The organism is Epibacterium sp. ABV4_022, assembly GCF_056159345.1.
Genome location: NZ_JBSWVA010000001.1, coordinates 546,887 through 567,757 on the forward strand (window position 1 = coordinate 546,887; position 20,871 = coordinate 567,757).

General features: G+C 65.6%; 16 protein-coding genes. 10 read left to right on the plus strand and 6 right to left on the minus strand.

Translation table 11 applies throughout. From position 1 onward, the window contains the following. Positions 1 to 21 precede the first annotated feature (21 nt). Positions 22 to 828, plus strand: a complete 807-nt coding sequence (gene iolB / locus ACXAF5_RS02585) for a 5-deoxy-glucuronate isomerase (protein WP_474945435.1) — start codon at positions 22 to 24, stop codon at positions 826 to 828. A gap of 52 nt (positions 829 to 880) precedes the next feature. Here the strand turns inward: iolB and ACXAF5_RS02590 are convergent, their stop codons facing one another. Both ACXAF5_RS02590 and ACXAF5_RS02595 read right to left on the minus strand, forming a co-directional pair. Then, positions 881 to 2,410: an AMP-binding protein gene (locus ACXAF5_RS02590; RefSeq protein WP_474945436.1), complete on the minus strand. Its 1,530-nt coding sequence runs from the start codon at positions 2,408 to 2,410 to the stop codon at positions 881 to 883. A 170-nt stretch (positions 2,411 to 2,580) separates the two neighbouring features. Further along, a complete protein-coding gene (locus tag ACXAF5_RS02595; RefSeq protein WP_474945437.1) occupies positions 2,581 to 3,477 on the minus strand; it encodes a LysR substrate-binding domain-containing protein in 897 nt (298 codons plus the stop codon). A gap of 119 nt (positions 3,478 to 3,596) precedes the next feature. Here ACXAF5_RS02595 and ACXAF5_RS02600 point away from each other — a divergent pair, with 119 nt between their 5' ends. The 4 genes from ACXAF5_RS02600 (at position 3,597) to ACXAF5_RS02615 (ending at position 8,914) form a co-directional block, all read left to right on the plus strand. Continuing rightward, positions 3,597 to 5,207 carry a GMC family oxidoreductase gene (locus tag ACXAF5_RS02600; RefSeq protein ID WP_474945438.1) on the plus strand — a complete coding sequence of 537 codons (1,611 nt, stop codon included), beginning with the start codon at positions 3,597 to 3,599 and terminating at the stop codon, positions 5,205 to 5,207. Continuing rightward, the gene (locus ACXAF5_RS02605; RefSeq protein WP_474945439.1) at positions 5,204 to 6,379 is read left to right on the plus strand and encodes a mandelate racemase/muconate lactonizing enzyme family protein; all 1,176 of its coding nucleotides are present in this window, start codon (positions 5,204 to 5,206) and stop codon (positions 6,377 to 6,379) included. Before ACXAF5_RS02600 ends, ACXAF5_RS02605 begins: the two co-directional genes overlap by 4 nt. After that, positions 6,376 to 7,860 carry an aldehyde dehydrogenase family protein gene (locus ACXAF5_RS02610; protein WP_474945440.1) on the plus strand — a complete coding sequence of 495 codons (1,485 nt, stop codon included), beginning with the start codon at positions 6,376 to 6,378 and terminating at the stop codon, positions 7,858 to 7,860. The genes ACXAF5_RS02605 and ACXAF5_RS02610 overlap by 4 nt, the downstream gene beginning before the upstream one ends. Before the next feature lie 139 nt (positions 7,861 to 7,999). Next, positions 8,000 to 8,914 carry a LysR substrate-binding domain-containing protein gene (locus ACXAF5_RS02615; protein WP_474945441.1) on the plus strand — a complete coding sequence of 305 codons (915 nt, stop codon included), beginning with the start codon at positions 8,000 to 8,002 and terminating at the stop codon, positions 8,912 to 8,914. A gap of 59 nt (positions 8,915 to 8,973) precedes the next feature. Here the strand turns inward: ACXAF5_RS02615 and ACXAF5_RS02620 are convergent, their stop codons facing one another. Next, positions 8,974 to 9,474 carry a CHAP domain-containing protein gene (locus tag ACXAF5_RS02620; RefSeq protein WP_474945442.1) on the minus strand — a complete coding sequence of 167 codons (501 nt, stop codon included), beginning with the start codon at positions 9,472 to 9,474 and terminating at the stop codon, positions 8,974 to 8,976. Between the two features lie 389 nt (positions 9,475 to 9,863). On the opposite strand from ACXAF5_RS02620, the gene ACXAF5_RS02625 reads away from it, so the two are divergent. After that, positions 9,864 to 12,653, plus strand: a complete 2,790-nt coding sequence (locus ACXAF5_RS02625; protein WP_239318553.1) for a bifunctional aconitate hydratase 2/2-methylisocitrate dehydratase — start codon at positions 9,864 to 9,866, stop codon at positions 12,651 to 12,653. A gap of 126 nt (positions 12,654 to 12,779) precedes the next feature. Here the strand turns inward: ACXAF5_RS02625 and ACXAF5_RS02630 are convergent, their stop codons facing one another. Both ACXAF5_RS02630 and ACXAF5_RS02635 read right to left on the minus strand, forming a co-directional pair. Continuing rightward, positions 12,780 to 15,293 carry an ATP-binding protein gene (locus tag ACXAF5_RS02630; RefSeq protein WP_474945443.1) on the minus strand — a complete coding sequence of 838 codons (2,514 nt, stop codon included), beginning with the start codon at positions 15,291 to 15,293 and terminating at the stop codon, positions 12,780 to 12,782. 3 nt (positions 15,294 to 15,296) lie between these two features. Continuing rightward, the gene (locus ACXAF5_RS02635) at positions 15,297 to 16,019 is read right to left on the minus strand and encodes a winged helix-turn-helix domain-containing protein (protein WP_239360730.1); all 723 of its coding nucleotides are present in this window, start codon (positions 16,017 to 16,019) and stop codon (positions 15,297 to 15,299) included. Positions 16,020 to 16,273: 254 nt separating this feature from the next. On the opposite strand from ACXAF5_RS02635, the gene phnD reads away from it, so the two are divergent. The 4 genes from phnD to phnE (ACXAF5_RS02655) all read left to right on the plus strand — a co-directional run bounded on the left by phnD (position 16,274) and on the right by phnE (ACXAF5_RS02655) (position 19,762). Beyond that, entirely contained in the window at positions 16,274 to 17,254 is a 981-nt protein-coding gene (phnD, locus tag ACXAF5_RS02640; RefSeq protein ID WP_239318559.1) for a phosphate/phosphite/phosphonate ABC transporter substrate-binding protein, read from the plus strand. Between the two features lie 134 nt (positions 17,255 to 17,388). After that, complete coding sequence (phnC, locus tag ACXAF5_RS02645; RefSeq protein WP_239318561.1) at positions 17,389 to 18,162, plus strand: phosphonate ABC transporter ATP-binding protein; 774 nt, start codon at positions 17,389 to 17,391, stop codon at positions 18,160 to 18,162. Beyond that, complete coding sequence (gene phnE / locus ACXAF5_RS02650) at positions 18,159 to 18,953, plus strand: phosphonate ABC transporter, permease protein PhnE (protein ID WP_239318563.1); 795 nt, start codon at positions 18,159 to 18,161, stop codon at positions 18,951 to 18,953. Before phnC ends, phnE (ACXAF5_RS02650) begins: the two co-directional genes overlap by 4 nt. Next, positions 18,953 to 19,762 carry a phosphonate ABC transporter, permease protein PhnE gene (gene phnE / locus ACXAF5_RS02655; protein WP_239319188.1) on the plus strand — a complete coding sequence of 270 codons (810 nt, stop codon included), beginning with the start codon at positions 18,953 to 18,955 and terminating at the stop codon, positions 19,760 to 19,762. Before phnE (ACXAF5_RS02650) ends, phnE (ACXAF5_RS02655) begins: the two co-directional genes overlap by 1 nt. Positions 19,763 to 19,829: 67 nt before the next feature. On the opposite strand, the gene ACXAF5_RS02660 is transcribed toward phnE (ACXAF5_RS02655), so the two are convergent. Next, on the minus strand, positions 19,830 to 20,738 hold the full coding sequence (locus ACXAF5_RS02660) for a LysR substrate-binding domain-containing protein (RefSeq protein WP_474945444.1): 909 nt from the start codon (positions 20,736 to 20,738) through the stop codon (positions 19,830 to 19,832). Positions 20,739 to 20,871: the final 133 nt, after the last annotated feature.

Consider the following 20,871-nt stretch of genomic DNA (forward strand, 5'->3'; position numbering starts at 1 on the left):
CAACAACAGGAGGCAAGACCCATGAGCGATCTGCTGCAAAAACCCTTTGGCACCCATGGCGAGGTGCACCGCATCACCCCCGAAAGTGCAGGCTGGCGCTACGTGGGCTTTGCCCTGCACCGTCTGCGCGCGGGCGACAGGGTGGCGGACGTCACCGGCGACCGCGAGGTGATCCTCGTGATGGTGGAAGGCAAAGCCAACCTGACCGGCGCAGGCCAGGACTGGGGCGAGTTGGGCGCGCGCATGTCGGTGTTTGAGAAAACCCCGCCCCATTGTCTTTATCTGCCCAATGGCAGCGACTGGAGCGCCGAGGCCACCACCGATTGCACCATCGCGGTCTGCTCCGCACCGGGCAAGGGCGGCCATGCGGCGCGCCGGATCGGCCCTGATGGCATCACCCTCACAGAGCGCGGCAAGGGCACCAATACCCGCTACATCAACAATATCGCAATGGAGAACGAGGACTATTGCGACAGCCTGCTGGTCACCGAGGTCTTCACCCCCGCCGGCCACTGGTCGTCCTTCCCCAGCCACCGCCACGACGAGGATGACTTCCCACGGATCACCTATCTGGAGGAGACCTATTATCACCGCCTGAACCCGGCCAGCGGCTTTGGCATCCAGCGCGTCTATACCGATGACGGGCAATTGGATGAAACCATGGCGGTCGCGGATGGCGATGTGGTACTGGTGCCGCGCGGTCACCACCCTTGCGGCGCGCCCTACGGTTTCGAGATGTATTACCTCAACGTCATGGCAGGCCCCTTGCGCAAATGGCGCTTTGTCGCCGCGCCGGAGGTCGAATGGATCATGGAGCGCGACGCCTGATCCCGGCACCGCCCGGGGTGACATGCTCCGGGCGGTGCGCGGCCTGCCCTTCTCAGAGGCGGGCCAGAACGCCTTTTTCCGGCTTCCCGGTGGGGGTGCGCGGCATCTCCTCCAGCTGCACAAATTCACAGGGCACCATGAATTTTGCCATGCGGCCCGCGCAATGGCTGCGCAGCGCCTCCAGATCCAGGCTGTGGCCGTCCTTTGCGGTGACAAAGGCCTTGATGTCCTCTTCTCCCATCGTGCCGGGCACGGCGATCACCGCACAATCCTGCACCGATGGGTGGCTGAGGATGCCTTCTTCGACCTCGTAGCCGGACACCATTTCGCCCCGGACCCGGATGCGCTCGCTGACGCGATGCAGGAAATAGAACCGGCCTTCGTCATCCATGCGGCCGATGTCGCCGGTCTGGAACCAGAGGTTGCGGCGGCTGTCGAGCGTGCGCTCCGGCATGCCGAAATACCCGTCTGCCATCACGCCGGGCTCCTTGGGGCGGACCGCCACATGGCCGGGGCTGCCCGCCGGCAGGCGTTCGCCGTGATCGTCCTGGATCTCCACCTCGAAATGCGACAGCACCAATCCGCCGGGGTGGTCCCATTGCGGCACCACCACCCAGCCCGCATCGGTGGAACCATAGCCGCCGCCGGGGATCAGATGGGTGTTGAAACGGGCATCAAACGCCGCCTTGGGCACCGGCGCCGGCGTCGCCCAGCAGCGGCTGATCCGGTGGGTTTTTTCCAGTTCTGACGGCGGGTTGGCCCACAACAGCTGCTGCACCGATCCCAGCATCATGAACCAGGTGGCGCCATAGTCGTTCACGTCCGTCCAGAAGTTCGACAGGCTGAACCGGTCCCGCAGGATCACATGCCCGCCGGTCATCAGGGTGGTCAGAATATCGTAATAGGCCGCCCCGATGTGGGACAGCGGATAGGGCGCGTAGACACAATCCGCCTCCGTGACCCGGAAGGGGGCGATCATGTTCTCGGCGGTGCGCACCGCATAGCGATGCGACAGCATGCAGCCCTTGGAGGTCCCGGTGGTGCCGGAGGTGAACAGGATGGTGGCGGTGTCGGTGTCGCGGGCGGCGGCGGTGATATGAGAGGTCTCTTGCGACAAGAGGCTGGCAAAGGCCCGCACCTCCAGCTGTGGAAACCGGCGCCGGGCGTCCTCCGCGCCATCCATCATCACCAGGCAACGCAGATGCGGCAGCTGATCCCGGATCTGGTCGAGCGCCTCCAGATGGGCGGCAGAGGTGAACAGCACCGGCGCGCCGGTCTGGCTGATCATGCGCGCCAGCGGCGCGGCACGCATGGCCCGGTTGACCGATACCTCGATCACATCGATCTTCTTCAGCGCATAGGTGAGCGCCAGATACTCGATGCTGTTCTCCAGCAGGATCGCGCCATGACCGAGCTGCGCGCCAAACTGCGCCAGCAGACCATGGGCGATGCGGTTGGTCAGACGTTCAAACGCCGCATAGGTGATGCTGCGCCCGGTCTCGGCCTGGGTCACAAACGGACGATCCGCAAACATCGCGGCGCGTTCGGTCAACAGGTCTCCCAGAGTGATTCTGAGGGTCATGGCGGGGTCCTCCTCGTGCAATCCTGTCCGCTGCCGGATCATTAGAACCGGAGGCGGGGACCCAAGAAGGGGGCGTTTCCTAATGCTATCATGAGCCGCGCCTAATGCTGTTCGGGCGCGGGCGGCGGCCCCGTTTCGCGCTGGTCGAACAAGCCAGGCTGCGCGGCGGGTCAGGCGGCGCCGGAGGCCGGAGGTCGCGCCACCTCGCGCAGCCATTCAATCAGCGCGGTGACCTCCGGTCGCTGGTGGTTCTGCCCCGCCGGCAGCACCAGATAATGCCCCTGCCGCGCAGGCAGCCTCTGCTCCGTGGCCTGCACCAGCGTGCCGCGGTCCAGGTAGGGCTGGACAAAGACATCGGCAATCAGCGCCGCGCCCAGGTTCTGCGCCGCCAGTTCCAGGGCGATCAGCGACTGGTCGACCCGGTAGGCGGGGGCGGGCACCGGGCAATCGGGGGCGTGCAGGGCAAAGAAATGGTGCCAGGTGTCAATCACCCCTGTCACTTCGATCAGCGGGCCCTGCGCCAGGCTTTGCAGGCTGCCATCCCCGCGTTGCTCCGGCGTGCAGACCGCGATGATCTCGTTGTGCATCAGCGGGATCACCTCGCCGTCCGACCAGCTGCCGTCCCCATAGCGAATGTCGATGTCGATATCCTCGCCGCTGGCCAGTTCCGCCCAATAGGCCGACAGGACCCGCAGGCGGCTGTTGGGGTTCTGCGCGCGGAATTGCGCCAGCCGGGGCACCAGCCACAACAGGTTCAGCGAACTCAGGCAGCGCAGGGTCACCTCCCGCTCCGCGCCCATGCCGAACAGGTTCGACGTGGTGGCCTCGAGATCGCCAAAGGCTTTGCTCACCACGGGCAGATAGGCCTGACCCAGGCGGGTCAGATACAGGGATTTGCGCTCTCGTCTGAACAGCATGTGGCCCAGATGCGCCTCCAGCCCGCGCACCTGATAGCTGACGGCAGAGGGGGTCAGGCCCAGCTCTTCGGCGGCCAGTGTGAACGTCCCGAGCCGCGCACTTGCATCAAAGGCGCGCAACCAGGGCAGAGGGGGCAATTCCTTGTACATGGCGGGAGCATAACAGGTCTGCGAAATTTTTTAAGGATATGACGAATATTTTTTCGTTTTGGATTTTGACGGGTGGTTTGTAACGGTGCTGTGACGCGACATCGAGCAGGCACCAGACCGTGAAAACCTACGACTACATCATCATCGGCGCGGGATCGGCGGGCTGTGTGCTTGCAGAACGCCTGAGCGCCTCCGGACGTCACAGCGTATTGGTGCTGGAGGCGGGCGGGCGCGGCCGCACCCCCTGGATTGCGCTGCCGCTGGGCTATGGCAAGACCTTCTTCAACCCGGCGGTCAACTGGAAGTACGAAACCGATCCCGAGGACAGCCTGGGCGGACGCCGGGGCTACTGGCCGCGCGGCAAGGTCGTCGGCGGATCCGGCGCCATCAACGCATTGGTCTACGCCCGTGGCCTGCCGCGTGATTTTGACGATTGGGAGGCCGCCGGCGCCACCGGCTGGAACTGGCAGGCGGCCCGCAGCACCTATGAGCAGATGGAGACCCGTGTCAGCGCCTGCGGGGCGCGACAGGGGCAGGGGCCCCTGCATGTGCAGGATGTCTCGGACCAGATCCACCCGGCGACGCGGCATTTCTTCCAGGCGGCAGAGGAGTTGCGCCTGCCGCGCACCGCCGACATCAACGGCGACAGCAATGAAGGGGCGGCGACTTATCGCATCAACACCAGCGGCGGGCGGCGGATGCATTCGGCCCGCGCCTATCTTGGCCCGGCGCTGAAGCGGGAGAATGTCACCCTGATGACCGGCGCGCTGGTGGAGCGGATCGGGTTTGACGGCCTGCGCGCAACCTCGGTCGAGATCCGCCACAAGGGGCGCCGCCAGAGTCTGCGCGCCGGACGTGAGATCATCCTGTCCGCCGGGGCGGTGACCTCGCCACGGGTGCTGCAACTCTCCGGCATCGGCCCGGCGTCGGAGCTGCGCGCCCATGGGATCACGCCGCTGCTGGATGCGCCGCATGTGGGCGGCAATCTTCAGGACCACCTCGGCGTCAACTACTACTTTCGCGCCACCGAGCCGACGTTGAACAACCAGCTGCGCCCGCTGCACGGCAAGATCCGCGCGGCGCTGCAATATGCGCTGACCCGGCGCGGGCCGCTGTCGCTGTCGGTCAACCAGTGCGGCGGCTATTTCCGGTCCGGCGCCAGCCTGAGTGCGCCGGATCAGCAGCTCTATTTCAACCCGGTGACCTATACGACAACGCCAAACGGCACGCGCACCGTGGTGCAGCCGGATCCCTTTGCGGGCTTTATCATCGGGTTTCAGCCCACCCGCCCCACCAGCCGCGGGCGGATCGACATCAGCGCCAACGACCCGCAGGCGCCGCCGCGCATCCGCCCCAACTCGCTGGCAACCGAAGAAGATCGCGCGCAGGTCATCGCGGGCGGGTTGCTGTGCCAGCGCCTGGCCCGGACCACCGCCATCACGCGCCTGATCGAAGGCCCGATGGAGCCCGACCTGCGCGGCCTGACGCCGGAACAGATCCTGGCCGATTTCCGGGCGCGATGCGGCACCGTGTTCCACCCGGTCGGCACCTGCCGCATGGGGGCGGAGGCGGCGCAGTCCGTGGTCTGCCCCCGGCTCAAGGTGCACGGCGTGGCGGGCTTGCGGGTGGTGGATGCGTCGGTCTTTCCCAATATCACCTCGGGCAACACCAATGCGCCGACCATGATGCTGGCCCACCGGGCCGCCGACCTTATTCTGGAGGATGCATGAGCACGCCTTATTCCACATCCGGCGCGGTGCCGGTGACCTTTGCGCGCGGCGACGCCGACACCGGCCCGCGCATCACCCGGATCGAGACCTTCTGCACGCCGCTGATCGGCTTTGTCCGTGTCACCGCCGAGGATGGCACCCAGGGCTGGGGGCAGGTCTCGACCTACAACAGCGACCTGACCTGCGAGATCCTGCACCGCCAGGTGGCCCCCTGGGCGCTGGGCCGGGGCATGGATGCGCTGGAGGCGGTGATCGCCGAGATCCCGCTGCGCGAACATAAATTCCCCGGCACCTACCTGCGTCGCGCCATGGCGGGGCTGGATACGGCGGTCTGGGACTGGCGCGGCAAGGCACAGGGCAAACCGGTGGCGGAGCTCTTGGGCGGATCGAGCGGTCCGGTGCGGGCCTATGCCTCCTCGATGCGGCGCGACATCACCCCCGAGGCGGAGGCTGAACGTATGCAGCGGCTGCGCGATGCATACGGGTTTGATGCCTTCAAGGTCCGGGTCGGCGCGGAATGCGGACAGGACCGCGACGAATGGGACGGCCGCACCGAGGCGATCATCCCCGCCTTGCGCCAGGCCATGGGACCGGAGGCCGCGCTTCTGGTCGATGGCAACTCGGGCTTCAGCCCCGCCCGCGCGATCGAGGTCGGGCGCATGCTGGAGGCCAACGGCTATGAGCACTTCGAGGAACCCTGCCCCTATTGGGAGCAGGAGCAGACGCAGGAGGTCACCCGCGCCCTGAGCATCGATGTGGCGGGAGGAGAGCAGGACTGCGATCTCCAGCACTGGAAACGCATGATCGAGAACCGCGTGGTCGACATCATCCAGCCGGATATCCTCTATCTTGGCGGCATGGTGCGCAGCATGGATGTGGCGCGCATGGGCCACGCGGCGGGGCTGCCCTGCACGCCGCATGCGGCCAACCTGTCGCTGGTGACGCTCTTCACCATGCATCTTCTGCGCGCGGTGCCCAATCCGGGCCGCTATCTGGAATTCTCCATCGAGGGGGACGACTACTACCCCTGGCAACGCGAGCTGTTCGTGAACGATCCCTATCAGATCACCGACGGTCAGGCGCAGGTCTCCGATGCCCCCGGCTGGGGGGTGGAGATCTGTCCCGAGTGGCTCGCCAAATCCACCTATAAATGCAGCGAGGACGGCCAATGACTGCCGATCACCTGATTTCGACCTATTTTGCCACCGGCACCCTGCCGGACCTGCCCCGCGATCACTTCATCGACGGGCAATTCACCGCCCCCGCAGGCGGGGCCCGGATGCAAAGCTACGATCCCGGGCGCGCCGTGCCCTTTGGCGATTTTGCCGCGGGCACGGCGGCCGATGTGGACCACGCGGTGCACAGCGCCACCCGGGGCTTTGCGATCTGGCGCGAGACACCACCGGCGCAGCGCTGCGCCATCCTGATGGAGGTGGCGCGGCTGATCCGGGCAGAGGCGGACCGGCTGGCGGTTGTCGAAAGCCTCGACAGCGGCAAGACATTGGCCGAGGCGCAGGGCGACATCGCGGGCTCTGCCCGGTTGTTCGAATATTACGCCGGTGCCGCCGACAAGCTCGACGGGCGCAGCGTCAATCTGGGCAATGACAATGCCGCCTTCACCCTGCGCGAACCGGTGGGGGTCACCGCCCATATCGTGCCGTGGAACTATCCGACCTCGACCCTGGTGCGGGGCATTGCCCCGGCGCTGGCGGCGGGCTGCTCGGCGGTGGTGAAACCGGCAGAGACCACGCCCTATACGGCGCTGATGATTGCCGAACTGCTGATCCGCGCCGGGGTTCCGGCGGGGGTGGTGAATGTGGTGACGGGCACCGGCCAAGAGGCGGGCGCGCCGCTGGTCCAGGATCCGCGCGTGCGTCACGTGACCTTTACCGGCTCGGTGGCAACCGGCGTCGGCGTGATGCAGGCGGTGGCCCCGAATGTCACCGGCCTGACGCTGGAGCTGGGCGGAAAATCCCCGCTGGTGGCCTGCGCCGATGCCGACCCCGAGGCGGTCGCCGAGGGGGCGCTCTGGGCGATCTTCTCCAATGCGGGCCAGATCTGCTCTGCGGGCTCGCGGCTGGTGATCCACCGCGATCTGCACGCGCCGGTGCTGGAGCGGCTGGTCGCCAAGGCGCAGGCGCTGCGGTTCGGGCATGGGCTGCGCAACGCCGACATGGGGGCGGTGAACTCGGACCGCCACCTGGCCGCCATCACCGCCCATCTCGACAGCGCCCGCGCCCGCGGGGCAGAGATCCTCTGCGGTGGCAACCCCGCCTGCGATCGCGACACCGGCACCGGCTGGTTCTTTGAACCGACGATCCTGGATCGGCTACCGGCAGAGGACCCGGCGATCCAGCAGGAGATCTTTGGGCCGGTGCTTGGCGTGCAGGTCTTCGAGGACGAGGATCAGGCGATCGCGCTGGCCAATGGCACCGATTTTGCCCTGGCCGCCGGGATCTACACCCGGGACATTTCAACCGCGCTGCGCCTGTCGCGCCGGATTGACGCCGGTCAGGTTACGGTCAATGACTATTGGGCCGGCGGCATTGAACTGCCCTTTGGCGGCAATCGCAAATCGGGCTTTGGCCGGGAAAAGGGTCTCGAAGGTCTCGATGCCTATACCCGGGCAAAGGCGATCACGCTGTCGGTCTAACGCGCCGGTGCACAGATACCCGTCCGGAAGGGCCGGGCGGTGTTGGTCAGGGCGGCGCTGATCTGGGGCGGGGGCCGGGGCACATGCGTGTTTCGGCCCGATCCACTGACAGAGGGCCCGATGAAAGAGGGGATGCCGCATGTGGAGCCAAGTGCCGCCCTTGCAAAGCCTGAAACTGTTTGACGCGGTCGCCCGCAGTCGCAGCATGACCCATGCCGCCGCCGAGGCGGGCATCTCGCAATCGGCGGTCAGCCAGTCGATCCGGCAGCTGGAGGACTTCGTGCAGGTGCCGCTGCTGGATCGCTCCTGCCGCCCGATGCAACTGACCGAGGAAGGCGCGTTGCTGCACCGGGCCTGTTTCGACACGCTGGGACGGCTGGCCGAGGTGGTCGAAGAACTGCGCCGCGCCGGGCAGGGCACCGATACCGTCACCCTGTCCTGCAATCTCGGGTTTGCCACCTATTGGCTGATGCCGCGCCTGAACGCGTTCAGTGTCGCCCACCCCGAGATCACGGTGAATGTGATGGCCACGTTCCAGGGCGCGCCCGGGGTGCAGCCAGGGACGGATGTGGCGATCCGCTACGGCGATGGCGGCTGGACACAGGACGGCTGGGTCCTGTTGTTCCGCGAAACCATCGCGCCGGTCTGCGCGCCGCGCTACCTGGAGTGCGCTGGGGCCTTCTCCGGCCCCGAGGCGCTGGCGCGGCAGCGGTTGATCCATGTCTCGGGAACCGGCCCGGACTGGCCCGGCTGGGAGAGTTACTTCCGGCAGCTGGGCCACGCAAAGCCCGCCCTGCAATGCCGGCTGCGCTTCAGCAACTACGTGCAGGCGGTCCAGACCGCATTGACCGGCGAGGGGGTCATGCTGGGCTGGCGCGCGGTGGCCGGGGATCTGCTGCACACCGGGCAGCTCTGTGTCGCCGGGGGCAGGCCCCTGCCGCAGGCCAGCGGCTATCACCTGCGCACCGCACCCGGGAGCGACCGGCGGGAGGCGGTGCAGGTCTTCCTTGGCTGGCTGCGCAGACAGGCAGAGGAAACCCCCGATCTGATCTAGGGGCGCATACCCGGCCTGGGCGCACCTCCGGCGTAGTCGCTCGAGGCGCGGGACAGCGATCAGAGGTTGGGATGGATGAAACCGTTGATGGGATAGACGCTGCCAAAGGCGCCGGGGTTGCTCTCCAGCCGCACCCTGGACCAGTCGTTGTTTTCCGACACATCGACAACCGCCATGCCCAGCGACACCTTGTTGCGGTGCCAGTTGGCGTGATCCACCCGCAGCATCCGCTCGTTCACCAGTTCGGATACCACCGCCACATGGCCCAGCGGCATCGACCGGGTGGCGCTGAACGCCATGACCGCGCCGACGCTGGGGGAGCTGCCGACGTCAAATTCGCCCTGTGCCTGTCCCCACCAGGTGCGGGCATTGCCGCGGATCTCGACACCGGAGAGATTGCGCGCGAAGGGCACGCACCAGACCCGTGCCCCGCGGGCGCGCAGGGATTCGGCTTCGCGCATGGCAAAGTCGCGCCGCAGCGGGTCGATCTGGCTGCCGCTGTCCGGCCGCGTTCCGCAGGCGGTCACAGCCAGCGTCGCAACAAGCAATAGCACACTCAAACAGGGGTTCAGGCGGGGCGCGCCAGCGTAGCGTTTCAACAATGTCCCAAGGATCTTTTTTCGGTTTCGTGATTGCGCGAAACATTCTGTCAGAAATCCGTGTCTGCCAACCCTGCGGTGCCGGGCAGGCAAAAAACCGCCTAGGTTCCGGGGTCTGGAGGCTTTGCCGCGACGCCCCCGGGCACGCATCGCGTCATATTGCCTGTTTTCCACGGGCCGGACACCGGGCCTGGCGGCGCCGGATAGGATGCATTTGCGCTTTGCGGCAGCTTGCGAGGGGGACGCAATCTGCATACATAGGTATACCAAGCGACTTGATTCGGCGCGCGTCCCTGGCGGCGCGCGTCGTCGTTCAAGCCAGTTCGGATACCAAACGCAGCGAGATAGACATGAGCTTGTACACTGACTACCTGGATGAAATCGGCACCCGCAAGGCGCAGGGCCTGAGCCCGAAGCCGATTGACGATGGCGCGCTGGTGGAGGAGCTGATCTCGCAGATCAAGGAGCCGGGGCATGCGCATCGCGCCGACTCCCTGCATTTCTTCATCTACAACACCCTGCCCGGCACGACCAGCGCTGCGGGTGTGAAGGCGCGGTTCCTGAAGGAGATCATCCTGGGTCAGGCCGAAGTGGCGGAAATCACGCCGGATTTCGCGTTTGAGCTGCTCTCGCACATGAAGGGCGGCCCCTCGGTCGAGGTGCTGCTTGATCTGGCGCTGGGCGAGGATGCGGCGATCGCCGAACAGGCGGCAGAGGTGCTGAAGACGCAGGTGTTCCTCTACGAAGCGGACACCGCCCGGATCGAAGCTGCCTACAAGGCCGGCAATCCGATCGCCCGCGACCTGCTTGAAAGCTACCTCAAGGCGGAGTTCTTCACCAAGCTTCCCGACATCGACGAGGAGATCAAGGTCGTCACCTATATCGCTGCCGAGGGCGATATCTCCACCGACCTGCTGTCGCCGGGCAATCAGGCGCACTCGCGGTCGGACCGGGAACTGCACGGCAAATGCATGATTTCCGAAGCGGCACAGAAGGAAATCGAGGCGCTCAAGCTCCAGCACCCCGACAAGCGGGTCATGCTGATCGCCGAAAAGGGCACCATGGGCGTCGGCTCCTCGCGGATGTCTGGTGTGAACAACGTGGCGCTCTGGACCGGCAAACAGGCCAGCCCCTATGTGCCCTTCGTCAACTACGCCCCGATCGTGGCGGGCACCAACGGCATCTCGCCGATCTTTCTGACCACGGTGGGCGTGACCGGCGGCATCGGCCTCGACCTGAAGAACTGGGTCAAGAAGGTCGACAGCGACGGCAAGCCGATCCTGAACAACGACGGCAACCCGATCCTCGAACAGAAATACTCGGTCGAGACCGGCACCGTGCTGCGGATCAACACCAAGACCAAGACCCTGCTGAGCGAAGAGGGCGAGGAACTGGTGGACGTCTCCTCTGCCTTCACGCCGCAGAAGACCGAGTTCATGAAGGCCGGCAGCTCCTACGCGATCGTGTTTGGCAAGATGTTACAGGCCTTTGCGGCCGAAACGCTGGGGGTCGAGGCACCGGCGGTCTTTGCCGCCTCGCAGGAGATCTCCCACGAGGGGCAGGGCCTGACCGCGGTCGAGAAGATCTTCAACGCCAATGCGCGCGGCTCCACCCCGGGCAAGAAGCTGCACGCCGGCTCCGATGTGCGGGTCCGCGTGAACATCGTCGGCAGCCAGGACACCACCGGGCTGATGACCAGCCAGGAGCTGGAGGCGATGGCGGCCACGGTGCTGTCGCCCTCGGTTGACGGTGCCTATCAGTCGGGCTGTCACACCGCATCGGTCTGGGATGCCAAGGCGCAGGCCAACACGCCGCGCCTGATGGCCTTCATGCACAAGTTCGGTCTCATCACCGCGCGCGATCCGAAGGGCGAATACCACGCCATGACGGATGTGATCCACAAGGTGCTCAACGACATCACGGTGGATGACTGGGCGATCATCATCGGCGGCGACAGCCACACGCGGATGTCCAAGGGCGTGGCGTTCGGCGCCGACTCCGGCACCGTTGCGCTGGCGCTGGCAACCGGCGAGGCGACCATGCCGATCCCGGAATCCGTCAAGGTCACCTTCAAGGGCAAGATGGCCGACCACATGGATTTCCGCGATGTGGTGCACGCCACCCAGGCGCAGATGTTGCAGCAATGCGGCGACAACGTCTTTCAGGGCCGCATCATCGAGGTCCACATCGGAACGTTGCTGGCCGATCAGGCCTTCACCTTCACCGACTGGACCGCCGAGATGAAGGCCAAGGCCTCGATCTGCATTTCCGAAGACGAGACGCTGATCGAATCCCTCGAAGTGGCCAAGCACCGCATCCAGATCATGATCGACAAGGGCATGGACAATGAGGCCGGGATGCTCCAGGGTCTGATCGACATCGCCGAAACCCGGATCGCCCAGATCAAATCCGGCGAAAAGCCCGCGCTGCGGCCCGATGACAACGCCAAGTATTACGCCGAGGTGGTGGTTGACCTGGACGCGATCAACGAGCCGATGATCGCCGACCCGGACGTGAACAACCCCGATGTGTCCAAGCGCTACACCCATGACACCATTCGTCCGATTTCCTTCTACCAGGCGGAAAAGAAGGTCGATCTCGGCTTTGTGGGCTCCTGCATGGTGCACAAGGGCGACATGAAGATCGTCGCGCAGATGCTGAAGAACATCGAAAAGGCCAACGGCAAGGTCGAGTTCAAGGCGCCGCTGGTGGTCGCTGCGCCGACCTACAACATCATCGACGAGATGAAGGAAGAGGGCGACTGGGAGATCCTGCAACGCTACTCCGGCTTTGAATTCGATGATTTCATGCCCAAGAGCAAGGCGCGCACCGAATACGAGAACATCCTCTATCTGGAGCGCCCGGGCTGTAACCTCTGCATGGGCAACCAGGAAAAGGCGGCCAAGGGGGACACCGTGCTGGCGACCTCCACACGTCTGTTCCAGGGCCGGGTCGTGGCCGATTCCGACACCAAGAAGGGCGAGTCGCTGCTGGCCTCGACGCCGGTTGTGGTGCTCTCGGCCGTGCTGGGCCGCACCCCGACGCTGGAGGAGTACAAATCCGCCGTCGACGGCATCGACCTGACCAAATTCGCACCGCCGCTGGCAGCGCCGGCCGGGACGAACTCGGTACATTTCTAAGGCGTAGCGCCGCAACGGGCGCAAAAATTCAAGGGCGGCGTGGGACACCAGGCCGCCCTTTCTGCATCCGGCCTGCATCCGGTGCACATCCGGTCACGGGGTTTTTGCGATCTCTGCCGGGCGGGATCACCCCGCCACGATCACCTCTCGCAGCCGGGTCAGGGAAACCGGCTTGCCGATCACCGCCAAGCCGGCGACATCGGCGAGTTCGCGCGGGGGGCGGGCGACCTTGCGGGTGGACATGAGCACAAGCTGGCATCCGGCATGCCGGTTGCGGGCACTGCGCAGGATGTCCCAACCCGATGCGCCATCCTCCAGGTTGAGGTCGCTGAGCACCAGATCCAGATCCGACCGCCGCTGCACATCCAAAAGCCCCGCGGCATGGCTGCCGGCGCGGGTAACCTCAAAACCGAGGTCCTCCAGCGCCTGTGCCGCGGCGGCCAATGCGGTCGGGTCGTCATCCACAACCAGCGCCCGGCGCGCGCCTGACGGCGGATCGGCGGAGGTCGGGGCGTCGGCAAGCGGCGGAAACCGCAGGGTGATCGTGGTGCCCTGATCCTCTCCCGATGTGCGCGAGTGGAGCAGTAGCTGACCGCCGGACTGGTGCACAAACCCGTCGACCATCGACAATCCCAGACCGGTGCCGCTGCCGTCATCGCGATGGGTGAAAAACGGCTCCGTCGCCCGGCGCAGGACCTCGGGTGCCATGCCGCATCCGGTGTCGCGGATCGTCACCTGTGCGCCGCCGTCCCGGTCCTGTTCCACGGCAACCCGGATGCTGCCGGTCTCGGCGATCGCCTGCCCGGCGTTGACGCAAAGATTCAATACAGCGCTTTCCAGCTGGCCCGGGTCCACCAGCGCCAGAACGGGTGTCTCGGGCACATCGAACGCCAGCGCGACACGTTCGGGCAGCGCGATCTCCAGCAGGTCGGCCATGCCGGTCATCAGCAGGCCCACATCGGTCACCTGCGGTTCCAGATGCTGCTTGCGGGCAAAGGCCAGCAACCGCTCCGTCAGCGACACGCCCAGATCGACCGCCGACCCGATACGGGCCCGGAAATGACCCGCCTGATCGGGGTCTGCGGTTTCCAGCAGGTGCAGGTTGCCCGAGATGCTGGACAGGATATTGCCAAAATCATGCGCGACCTCGCCGGTCACCTTGCCCAGCGTTTCGACCCGGCGGATCTCTTCGAGCCGTTCGTCGATGCGTTTGCGTTCGGTGGTTTCCGACAGCAACCAGACCGTGCCGCCATCCGGCAGCGGCGAGTGGCGCAGCTCCAGCACATGGCCGGAGGCATCGGTGAATTCCTGAAACCCGCCACGGTCGCCGGGGCCGGTCTGCCGGACGAAGGCGGAGCGCTCGATCAGCGCCTGCATGGTCTCGGTGGTTTCCGTCCCCTGTGCCATGTCCGCTGGCGGCAGCCGCAGCAGCGCCCGCAGATTGTCGTTCTCCGCCTCGATGCCGCCATGTGGGGCGGTTATGGCGACACCGTCCTTGATGTTGCGGAACACGCGCGAAAACAGCGCGTTCTGGCGCCGGATCTCGCTGGTGCGGCGGTCAAGCTTGCGGGCATTCTCGCGGAACACCTGAAAGGCAGCAAACAGCTGGCCGATCTCGTCGTCAGAGACCCGGGCGCGCGGCAGGTCGCTGCGATGGTCCCCGGCGGCAAGCCGGCGCATCGCATCGGCGATCCGGCGCAGGTTGCGGGCCACATAGCGCGACACATAGGCCGAGGAGGTGATCGCGACCAGCAGGCTGGCCAGGGTCAGCGCCAGAAAGGAATTCTTGGCCAGGCCCAGGTTGTCGGAGGTCTCGGCGCGGGCCTGACTCAACCGGGCCTCGGCCTGCGCAACCTTGCCCTCGGCATAGGTGGAAATGCGCGCGGTTTCCTGGCGGATGCGGAACAGGGCGTTTTCGGCATCCAGCTGCGCGGCGATCTCGCGATGTTTCAGGGCAAACAGCGTGTCGCTGCGCCGAAGCGCGGTCTGGATCTCCTCAAAGGTCGGCTGGTGAACCGGCAGCAGCTGCGCCGCGACCCGGTCGCGCACCGTCCGATACCGCCGGGTGAATTCGCCCAGCTCGATCAGCGCTTCGGCGCGCCCGGCGCTGATGGCGCTGGCGGTCAGCTGTTGCAGCTCGGCCCAGACCTCGCGTTCCGCCAGCGGCAGCGCCCGGTCGCCGGACCGCCGCCGGACCCGGCTGTTCAGGCGCTGCATGTCGCGGTCGATCGCCGTCAGATCCGCCTTGCGCGCCGCCTGCGGCACCAGCGCCGTGGTCAGGTCGTCAATGGCCAGGCTGAGGCGGGCCAGCGGCAGATCAAGGGCCGGATCGGCCGCGGCATGCCGGGCGATCTGGGCCAGGTTGTCGCGCACGCTCTGTGCCTCCTGCTCCAGCTGGAACGGCGGGAACAGCGCATAGAGAAACGGCGCCGAGGTCGCCAGCTCGGCAGCCTCGCGCGACAGGTCCAGCGCATCGGAGACCTCGGCAAGCGTGTCCTGATGCAGCACGTTCATCCACAGTTCGGTCCGGTTCAGCACCCGCATGCCGATCAGGCTGACTAGCAGGATCAGCCCGAACAGGACCGCGATCGCGGCAGAGAGCCGGACCCGGACGCTGAGACGGGAGAGGCCGGAGATCACGGCTCAGCCCGCCGACAGGTGAAAGATATAGCCCTGCGCGCGCCGGGTCTGCAGATGTACCGGCTTTGACGGCACCGCCTCGATCTTGCGGCGCAGGCGCAGGATCAGCACGTCGATGGTCCGGTCCACATAGCGCTGCATGTCCGACCCCAGCTCCTCCAGAAGCTCCGGGCGCGGGACCACCCGTTCCGGATTGCGGGCAAAATACTCCAGCAGGCGGTATTCGGCGTTGGTCAGCGGGATTTCCTCGCCCGCGCCATCCAGCAACCGGCGGGACTGCACATCGAGACACATGTCGCCAAAGCGGATCGCCTGCCCCGGTGCGGCGCTGGGGCGGGCGGTGCCGTGGCCATAGCGGCGCAGCACGGCGCGGATGCGGGCGACCAGTTCGCGCGGATTGAACGGTTTGATCATGTAGTCATCGGCGCCGGTCTCCAGCCCGATAATCTTGTCGATCTCGTCGCCGACGCCGGTCAGCATCACGATCGGGATCTCGTAGCGTTCGCGGATATGGATCGCCAGCGTCAGGCCGGATTCCCCGCGCAGGCGCAGGTCGATCAGCGCCAGATCCACCGGCGGCGGATCTCCGAGCGCGTGAAAGGCGGGAATGTCGGCGCAGCAGACGGCGTCAAACCCGCTGTCCCGCATCAGCGCAGAGAGCGTATCGCGCACATTGGGATCGTCATCCACAATCGCGATCAGCGGCTCGGTCCGGCCTGCCATCATGCAACCCTCCTCCTGTCACATCCGCGGCGTCCGGGGCGCCCTGCACAGACCGCCCCTGTCCTCAGTGTCGCAAACGGGGGCCGAGTTTAAGGGGATATGGCGGCGATTGTAATACTGTTAACATGAATCCCGCATTCCGGCTGTTTCATTAACAGAACGCGGCTCGCATCGCCGCCCGCGCCGCTCCTATCGTCGGGGTGTCAGCGCCTGGACCACCGGGGATGTTTCCGGCAGGCGTATCAAGGGAGGATACCATGACACAGCTATTTACCCGTGCCGCAACGGCACTGGGCGTTCTGTCGCTGAGCGCATTTGCAGCCGCCGCCGACGACTGCGCCAACCGTGGCGCGCTCGATGCGCTTTACTGCGATGCCAATGGCGATCTGGTGGCGGACACGCCCAGCGATCCGGCAGAACTGAGCAACCCCGACACGCTGGTCTTTGCCTATACCCCGGTCGAGGACCCGGCGGTCTATGCCGACATCTGGGAGCCGTTCATCGCGCATCTGGAGGAGACCACGGGCAAGGATGTGCAGTTCTTTGCGGTGCAGTCCAACTCTGCCGAGGTCGAGGCGATGCGTTCGGGGCGTCTGCATGTGGCGGGTTTCTCCACCGGCCCGACGCCCTTTGCGGTGAACCTCGCCGGTGCCGTGCCCTTTGCCATCATGGGCGCCGAGGACGGCCAGTTCGGCTACAAGCTTCAGGTCTTTACCCAGGCCGACAGCGACATCAAGGAAGTGAAGGATCTGGCAGGCCGCCGTGTCGCGCATACCTCGCCGACCTCCAACTCCGGCAACCAGGCGCCGCGCGCGCTGTTCCCGGATCTTGGCGTCGAGCCTGACAAGGATTACGAGGTGATCTATTCCGGCTCGCACGACCAGTCGATGCTGGGTGTGGTCGCGGGCGACTACGATGCGGCGCCGGTCGCCTCCGAAGTGGTGGACCGCATGGCGGAACGCGGCCTCTATGATACCGCCGACGTGCGCAAGATCTGGGAGAGCGATCCGTTCCCGACCACCTCCTTCACCCTGGCCCACAACCTCGACCCCGAGCTGGCGGACAAGATCAAGGAGGCCTTCTTCTCCTTTGATTTCGAGGGCACCAAACTGGGCGAAGAGTTCGACGGCGTGAGCAAGTTCGTTCCGATCACCTACAAGGATCAATGGGCGGTGATCCGTCAGATCCAGAAGTCCAACGGCGTGGAATACACCCCGCAGGGCCTCGCCGGGAACTGATCCCACCCCATTCGAAACAGCCCGGTCAGCATTGGTCTGGCCGGGCGCTTTTCGCGGCCTCCCGTGCGTCTCTGCCCCCTGTGCCAGAGGGCATCGCGGCAGAGGCAGGGCCGCGCTATGTCCCGGAGACCGTCATGCTGAAAATTACCAAACTGACCAAACGCTACGGATCGGGCGATCCGGTGCTGAAGGAACTGGACCTGACGGTGGAGGGCGATCAGCTCACCTCCGTGATCGGCTCCTCCGGCGCGGGCAAGAGCACGCTGCTGCGCTGCATCAACCGCCTGGTCGAACCCACCTCGGGCTCCGTCGATCTGAACGGCACCGAGTTCACCACCCTTGGCCGCCGCGAGCTGCGCGCCGCGCGCCGCCGGATCGGCATGGTGTTTCAGGGCTTCAACCTGATCGACCGGCTGACGGTGATGGAAAACGTACAATCCGGGCGGCTCGGTTACATCTCCACCTGGGCGGCGCTGACCCGGCGCTACCCGCGCGAGGACATTCGCCACGCCTATGAGCTGATGGAACGTGTGGGCATCGCCCATTACGCCGACAAACGCGCCGACGAGCTGTCCGGCGGTGAACGTCAGCGGGTGGGCGTGGTGCGCGCGCTGATGCAGCGTCCCGAGATCCTGCTGGCGGATGAACCCACCGCCTCGCTCGATCCCAAGACCTCGGAGCAGATCATGTCGCTGCTGCGGGATCTGGCCAGCGAGTTGAAACTGCCGGTCATCATCAACATCCACAACGTCACCGAGGCCAAGGAATACAGCGACCGCATCGTCGGCATGCGCTACGGGCGGATCATCTTTGACGACCTGCCGGGCCAGCTGGGCAAGGGCGAGATGGACGAGATCTACGCCGGGGTGCCGGCCGAGGACCGTGCGCAGGTCGGAGCCGCGGCATGAGCGCGATTAAGGACACATGGCGCAAACCACCGTTCATCGCCAACCCCGCGCTGCGCTACGGGCTCTACGCGGCGGTGCTGATCTACTTTGTCGCGACGTTGGCCACGCTTCCGATCGACTGGGCGCGGGTGTCGGACGGCATGACACGGGCGCAGCGGATCTTCAGCGGCGCCTTCCCGCCCAGCTTTGAACGGTCGGGCCTCTTGCTCGACGGGTTCCTCGAAAGCCTTAAGATCGCGATCCTCGCCACCGTGGGCGGCATCGCGATCTCGGTGCCGCTGGCGTTCATGGCGGCAAGCAACATTTCGATCCGGCCGATCTACCTGTTGGGCCGGGGCATCATCATCGTCGCCCGCAGCTTTCACCCGGTGATCGTCGCGATCATCTTCGTCAAGGCGGTGGGCTTTGGCCCCTTTGCCGGGGCGCTGACGCTGGTGGTCTATTCCATCGGCTTTGTCGCCAAACTGCTGGCCGAACGGATCGAGGAAATCGACTTTGGCCAGGTCGAGGCCATGCGCTCTGCCGGGGCGGGGTTCATCGCCACGCTGGCCTATGCGGTGATGCCGCAGATCATGCCGCGTCTGGTTGGTCTGGGGATCTATCAGCTCGACAGTAACCTGCGCGCCTCTGCGGTGGTCGGCATCGTCGGCGCGGGCGGGATCGGCGCGACTCTGGCCAATGCCTTTGGCCGCTATGACTACGACTTTGCCCTCGCCATCACCATGGTCATCGTCGGCGTGATCCTTGTCTCCGAGGCGGTGAGCGGATTTATCAGAAAGCGGATTGCATGATGACCAGCCAGTCTTTGAACCAAACCCTCGATCAGTGGTCCCGCTTCACCCCGCGCCAGCGTCTGATGCGCTACGGCGGCTTTGCCCTGACGGTGCTGGTCGTCGCCTGGGCGCTCAGCAGCATCGACGTGATCTGGGCCTGGGTCTGGGATGCGCCATCGCAGATGGGCGACCTGTTCGGCCGCATGATGCCGCCCGATCCCAGCAATCTGCCCTCGATCCTCGAGGCGATCTGGCAGACGGTGAACATCGCCACGCTGGCCACGATGATCGCCGTCGTCGTCTCGCTGCCGGTGGCCTATATCGCGGCGCAGAACACCACGCCGAACAAGTTCGCGCTCTGGGTTGGCCGCTTTATCCTGGTGTCGTCGCGGTCGGTGAACACCATCATCTGGGCGCTGCTGTTCGTGGCCATCTTCGGCCCCGGCATCGTGGCGGGGATCGTGGCGATCATGTTCCGCTCGATCGGTTTCCTCGGCAAACTCCTCGGCGAGGCGATCGAGGAAATCGACCGCAAGCCGGTGGAGGCGCTGGAGGCCTGTGGTGCCTCGCGGTTCAAGATCGTGCTCTATGCCATCGTGCCGCAGGTGATGCCGGCGTTCTTTGCGGTGGCGATCCTGCGCTGGGACATCAACCTGCGCGAATCCACCGTGCTTGGCCTCGTCGGCGCCGGCGGCATCGGGATGATCCTGCAAGGCGCGATCGACACCTTCAACTGGCCCGAGGTCTCGATGGTGCTCCTGACCATCCTCGCCCTTGTGGTGGTGGGCGAGGTGGTGTCGTCCTTCCTGCGCCGCAAGGTGCTGTAAAATGCGCGCGGTGCCCCATTCTACCGGGGCGCCGCGCGCCCTGCCCATGGCCGGGCATCACGCCGGATCACCGCGGCGGCGGGTCCACGGTAAAGGGCGAGAGGCTGTCTACAAAGACATCCATGAAGTCGCGCACCACCCGCGGCACGCTGACCGCGCTGGGAAACAGGATCGACAGCCGGTGATGGATTTCCGGTTCGAACGGGCGCACCACCACCCCCGCCGACCGGAATGCCTCCGCATCGAGCGCGCTGACCACCGATGCGCCCAGCCCCTGCTGCACCATGGTGCAGGCGGTGGTGAACTGGCGCACCTCGACCAGGCTGTTGATCTCGACGTTATAGCTCGCAAAGGCCCGCGACAGATGCCGGTAGAAACGGCTGTCGCGCCGGGCGTGAATCATCTTCTCCGACGCCAGATCCGCCGGTGTGATGCTGGATTTGGCCGCCAGCGGGTGCTCCGGCGGCAGGATACAGGCCGAGCGGATGAAGATGTCGCGGCTCTCGGTCGCCGGATGTCCCGAGAACCCGTCGGTGATGCCGCAGTCATATTGTTCGCCGATGATCCACTCCAGAATGCGCTCCGGGCGGTCCGGTTCCAGCGCCACGGTGACGCCGGGCCGCTCCTTCAGGAACTGCGCCAGGAGCTGCGGCAGATGCGAGGTGGCAAACCCCGGCAGGCAGGCGATCCGCATGTGGCCGCCGGTGCGCTCCTTCAGGTCGCGGCGCAGGTCTTCGAGGTGGTCGAGCCCGTCGAGGATGCGCCGCACCTCCGTCAGCAGATGCCGGGAATCACTGGTGGGTTCCAGAATGCCGCGCCGCCGCTGAAACAGCTCCAGGTCCATCGAGGCGGAGAAATCCGAAATCAGGCGGCTGACAGCCGGTTGCGAGACGCCCAGCATCTCTGCCGCCTTGGTGATGCTGCCGGTCTCCGCGACCGCCTTGAAAGCCTGAAGCTGGCGTAATTTGAACTGCACGGGCGTGTCCTTGCTGTGGGGGCGCTGCGGGAAATATGCGCATCAATATAATATCATGTTATGACAATGTTGTGAAACTTTCACTTGAATTATGAAGCGTCCTGTCAAATGCTGCCCGCGAACGACCAGAGGA

Excerpts from the sequence above, each read along its gene's own strand:
- ACXAF5_RS02635 (WP_239360730.1), bottom strand. The coding sequence starts at position 16,019 with ATGATGGCAGGCCGGACCGAGCCGCTGATCGCGATTGTGGATGACGAT.
- phnE (WP_239319188.1), top strand. The coding sequence starts at position 18,953 with ATGACCAGCCAGTCTTTGAACCAAACCCTCGATCAGTGGTCCCGCTTC.
- ACXAF5_RS02590 (WP_474945436.1), bottom strand. The coding sequence starts at position 2,410 with ATGACCCTCAGAATCACTCTGGGAGACCTGTTGACCGAACGCGCCGCG.
- ACXAF5_RS02625 (WP_239318553.1), top strand. The coding sequence starts at position 9,864 with ATGAGCTTGTACACTGACTACCTGGATGAAATCGGCACCCGCAAGGCG.
- ACXAF5_RS02615 (WP_474945441.1), top strand. The coding sequence starts at position 8,000 with ATGTGGAGCCAAGTGCCGCCCTTGCAAAGCCTGAAACTGTTTGACGCG.
- phnE (WP_239318563.1), top strand. The coding sequence starts at position 18,159 with ATGAGCGCGATTAAGGACACATGGCGCAAACCACCGTTCATCGCCAAC.
- ACXAF5_RS02605 (WP_474945439.1), top strand. The coding sequence starts at position 5,204 with ATGAGCACGCCTTATTCCACATCCGGCGCGGTGCCGGTGACCTTTGCG.
- ACXAF5_RS02595 (WP_474945437.1), bottom strand. The coding sequence starts at position 3,477 with ATGTACAAGGAATTGCCCCCTCTGCCCTGGTTGCGCGCCTTTGATGCA.
- phnC (WP_239318561.1), top strand. The coding sequence starts at position 17,389 with ATGCTGAAAATTACCAAACTGACCAAACGCTACGGATCGGGCGATCCG.
- phnD (WP_239318559.1), top strand. The coding sequence starts at position 16,274 with ATGACACAGCTATTTACCCGTGCCGCAACGGCACTGGGCGTTCTGTCG.
- ACXAF5_RS02610 (WP_474945440.1), top strand. The coding sequence starts at position 6,376 with ATGACTGCCGATCACCTGATTTCGACCTATTTTGCCACCGGCACCCTG.
- iolB (WP_474945435.1), top strand. The coding sequence starts at position 22 with ATGAGCGATCTGCTGCAAAAACCCTTTGGCACCCATGGCGAGGTGCAC.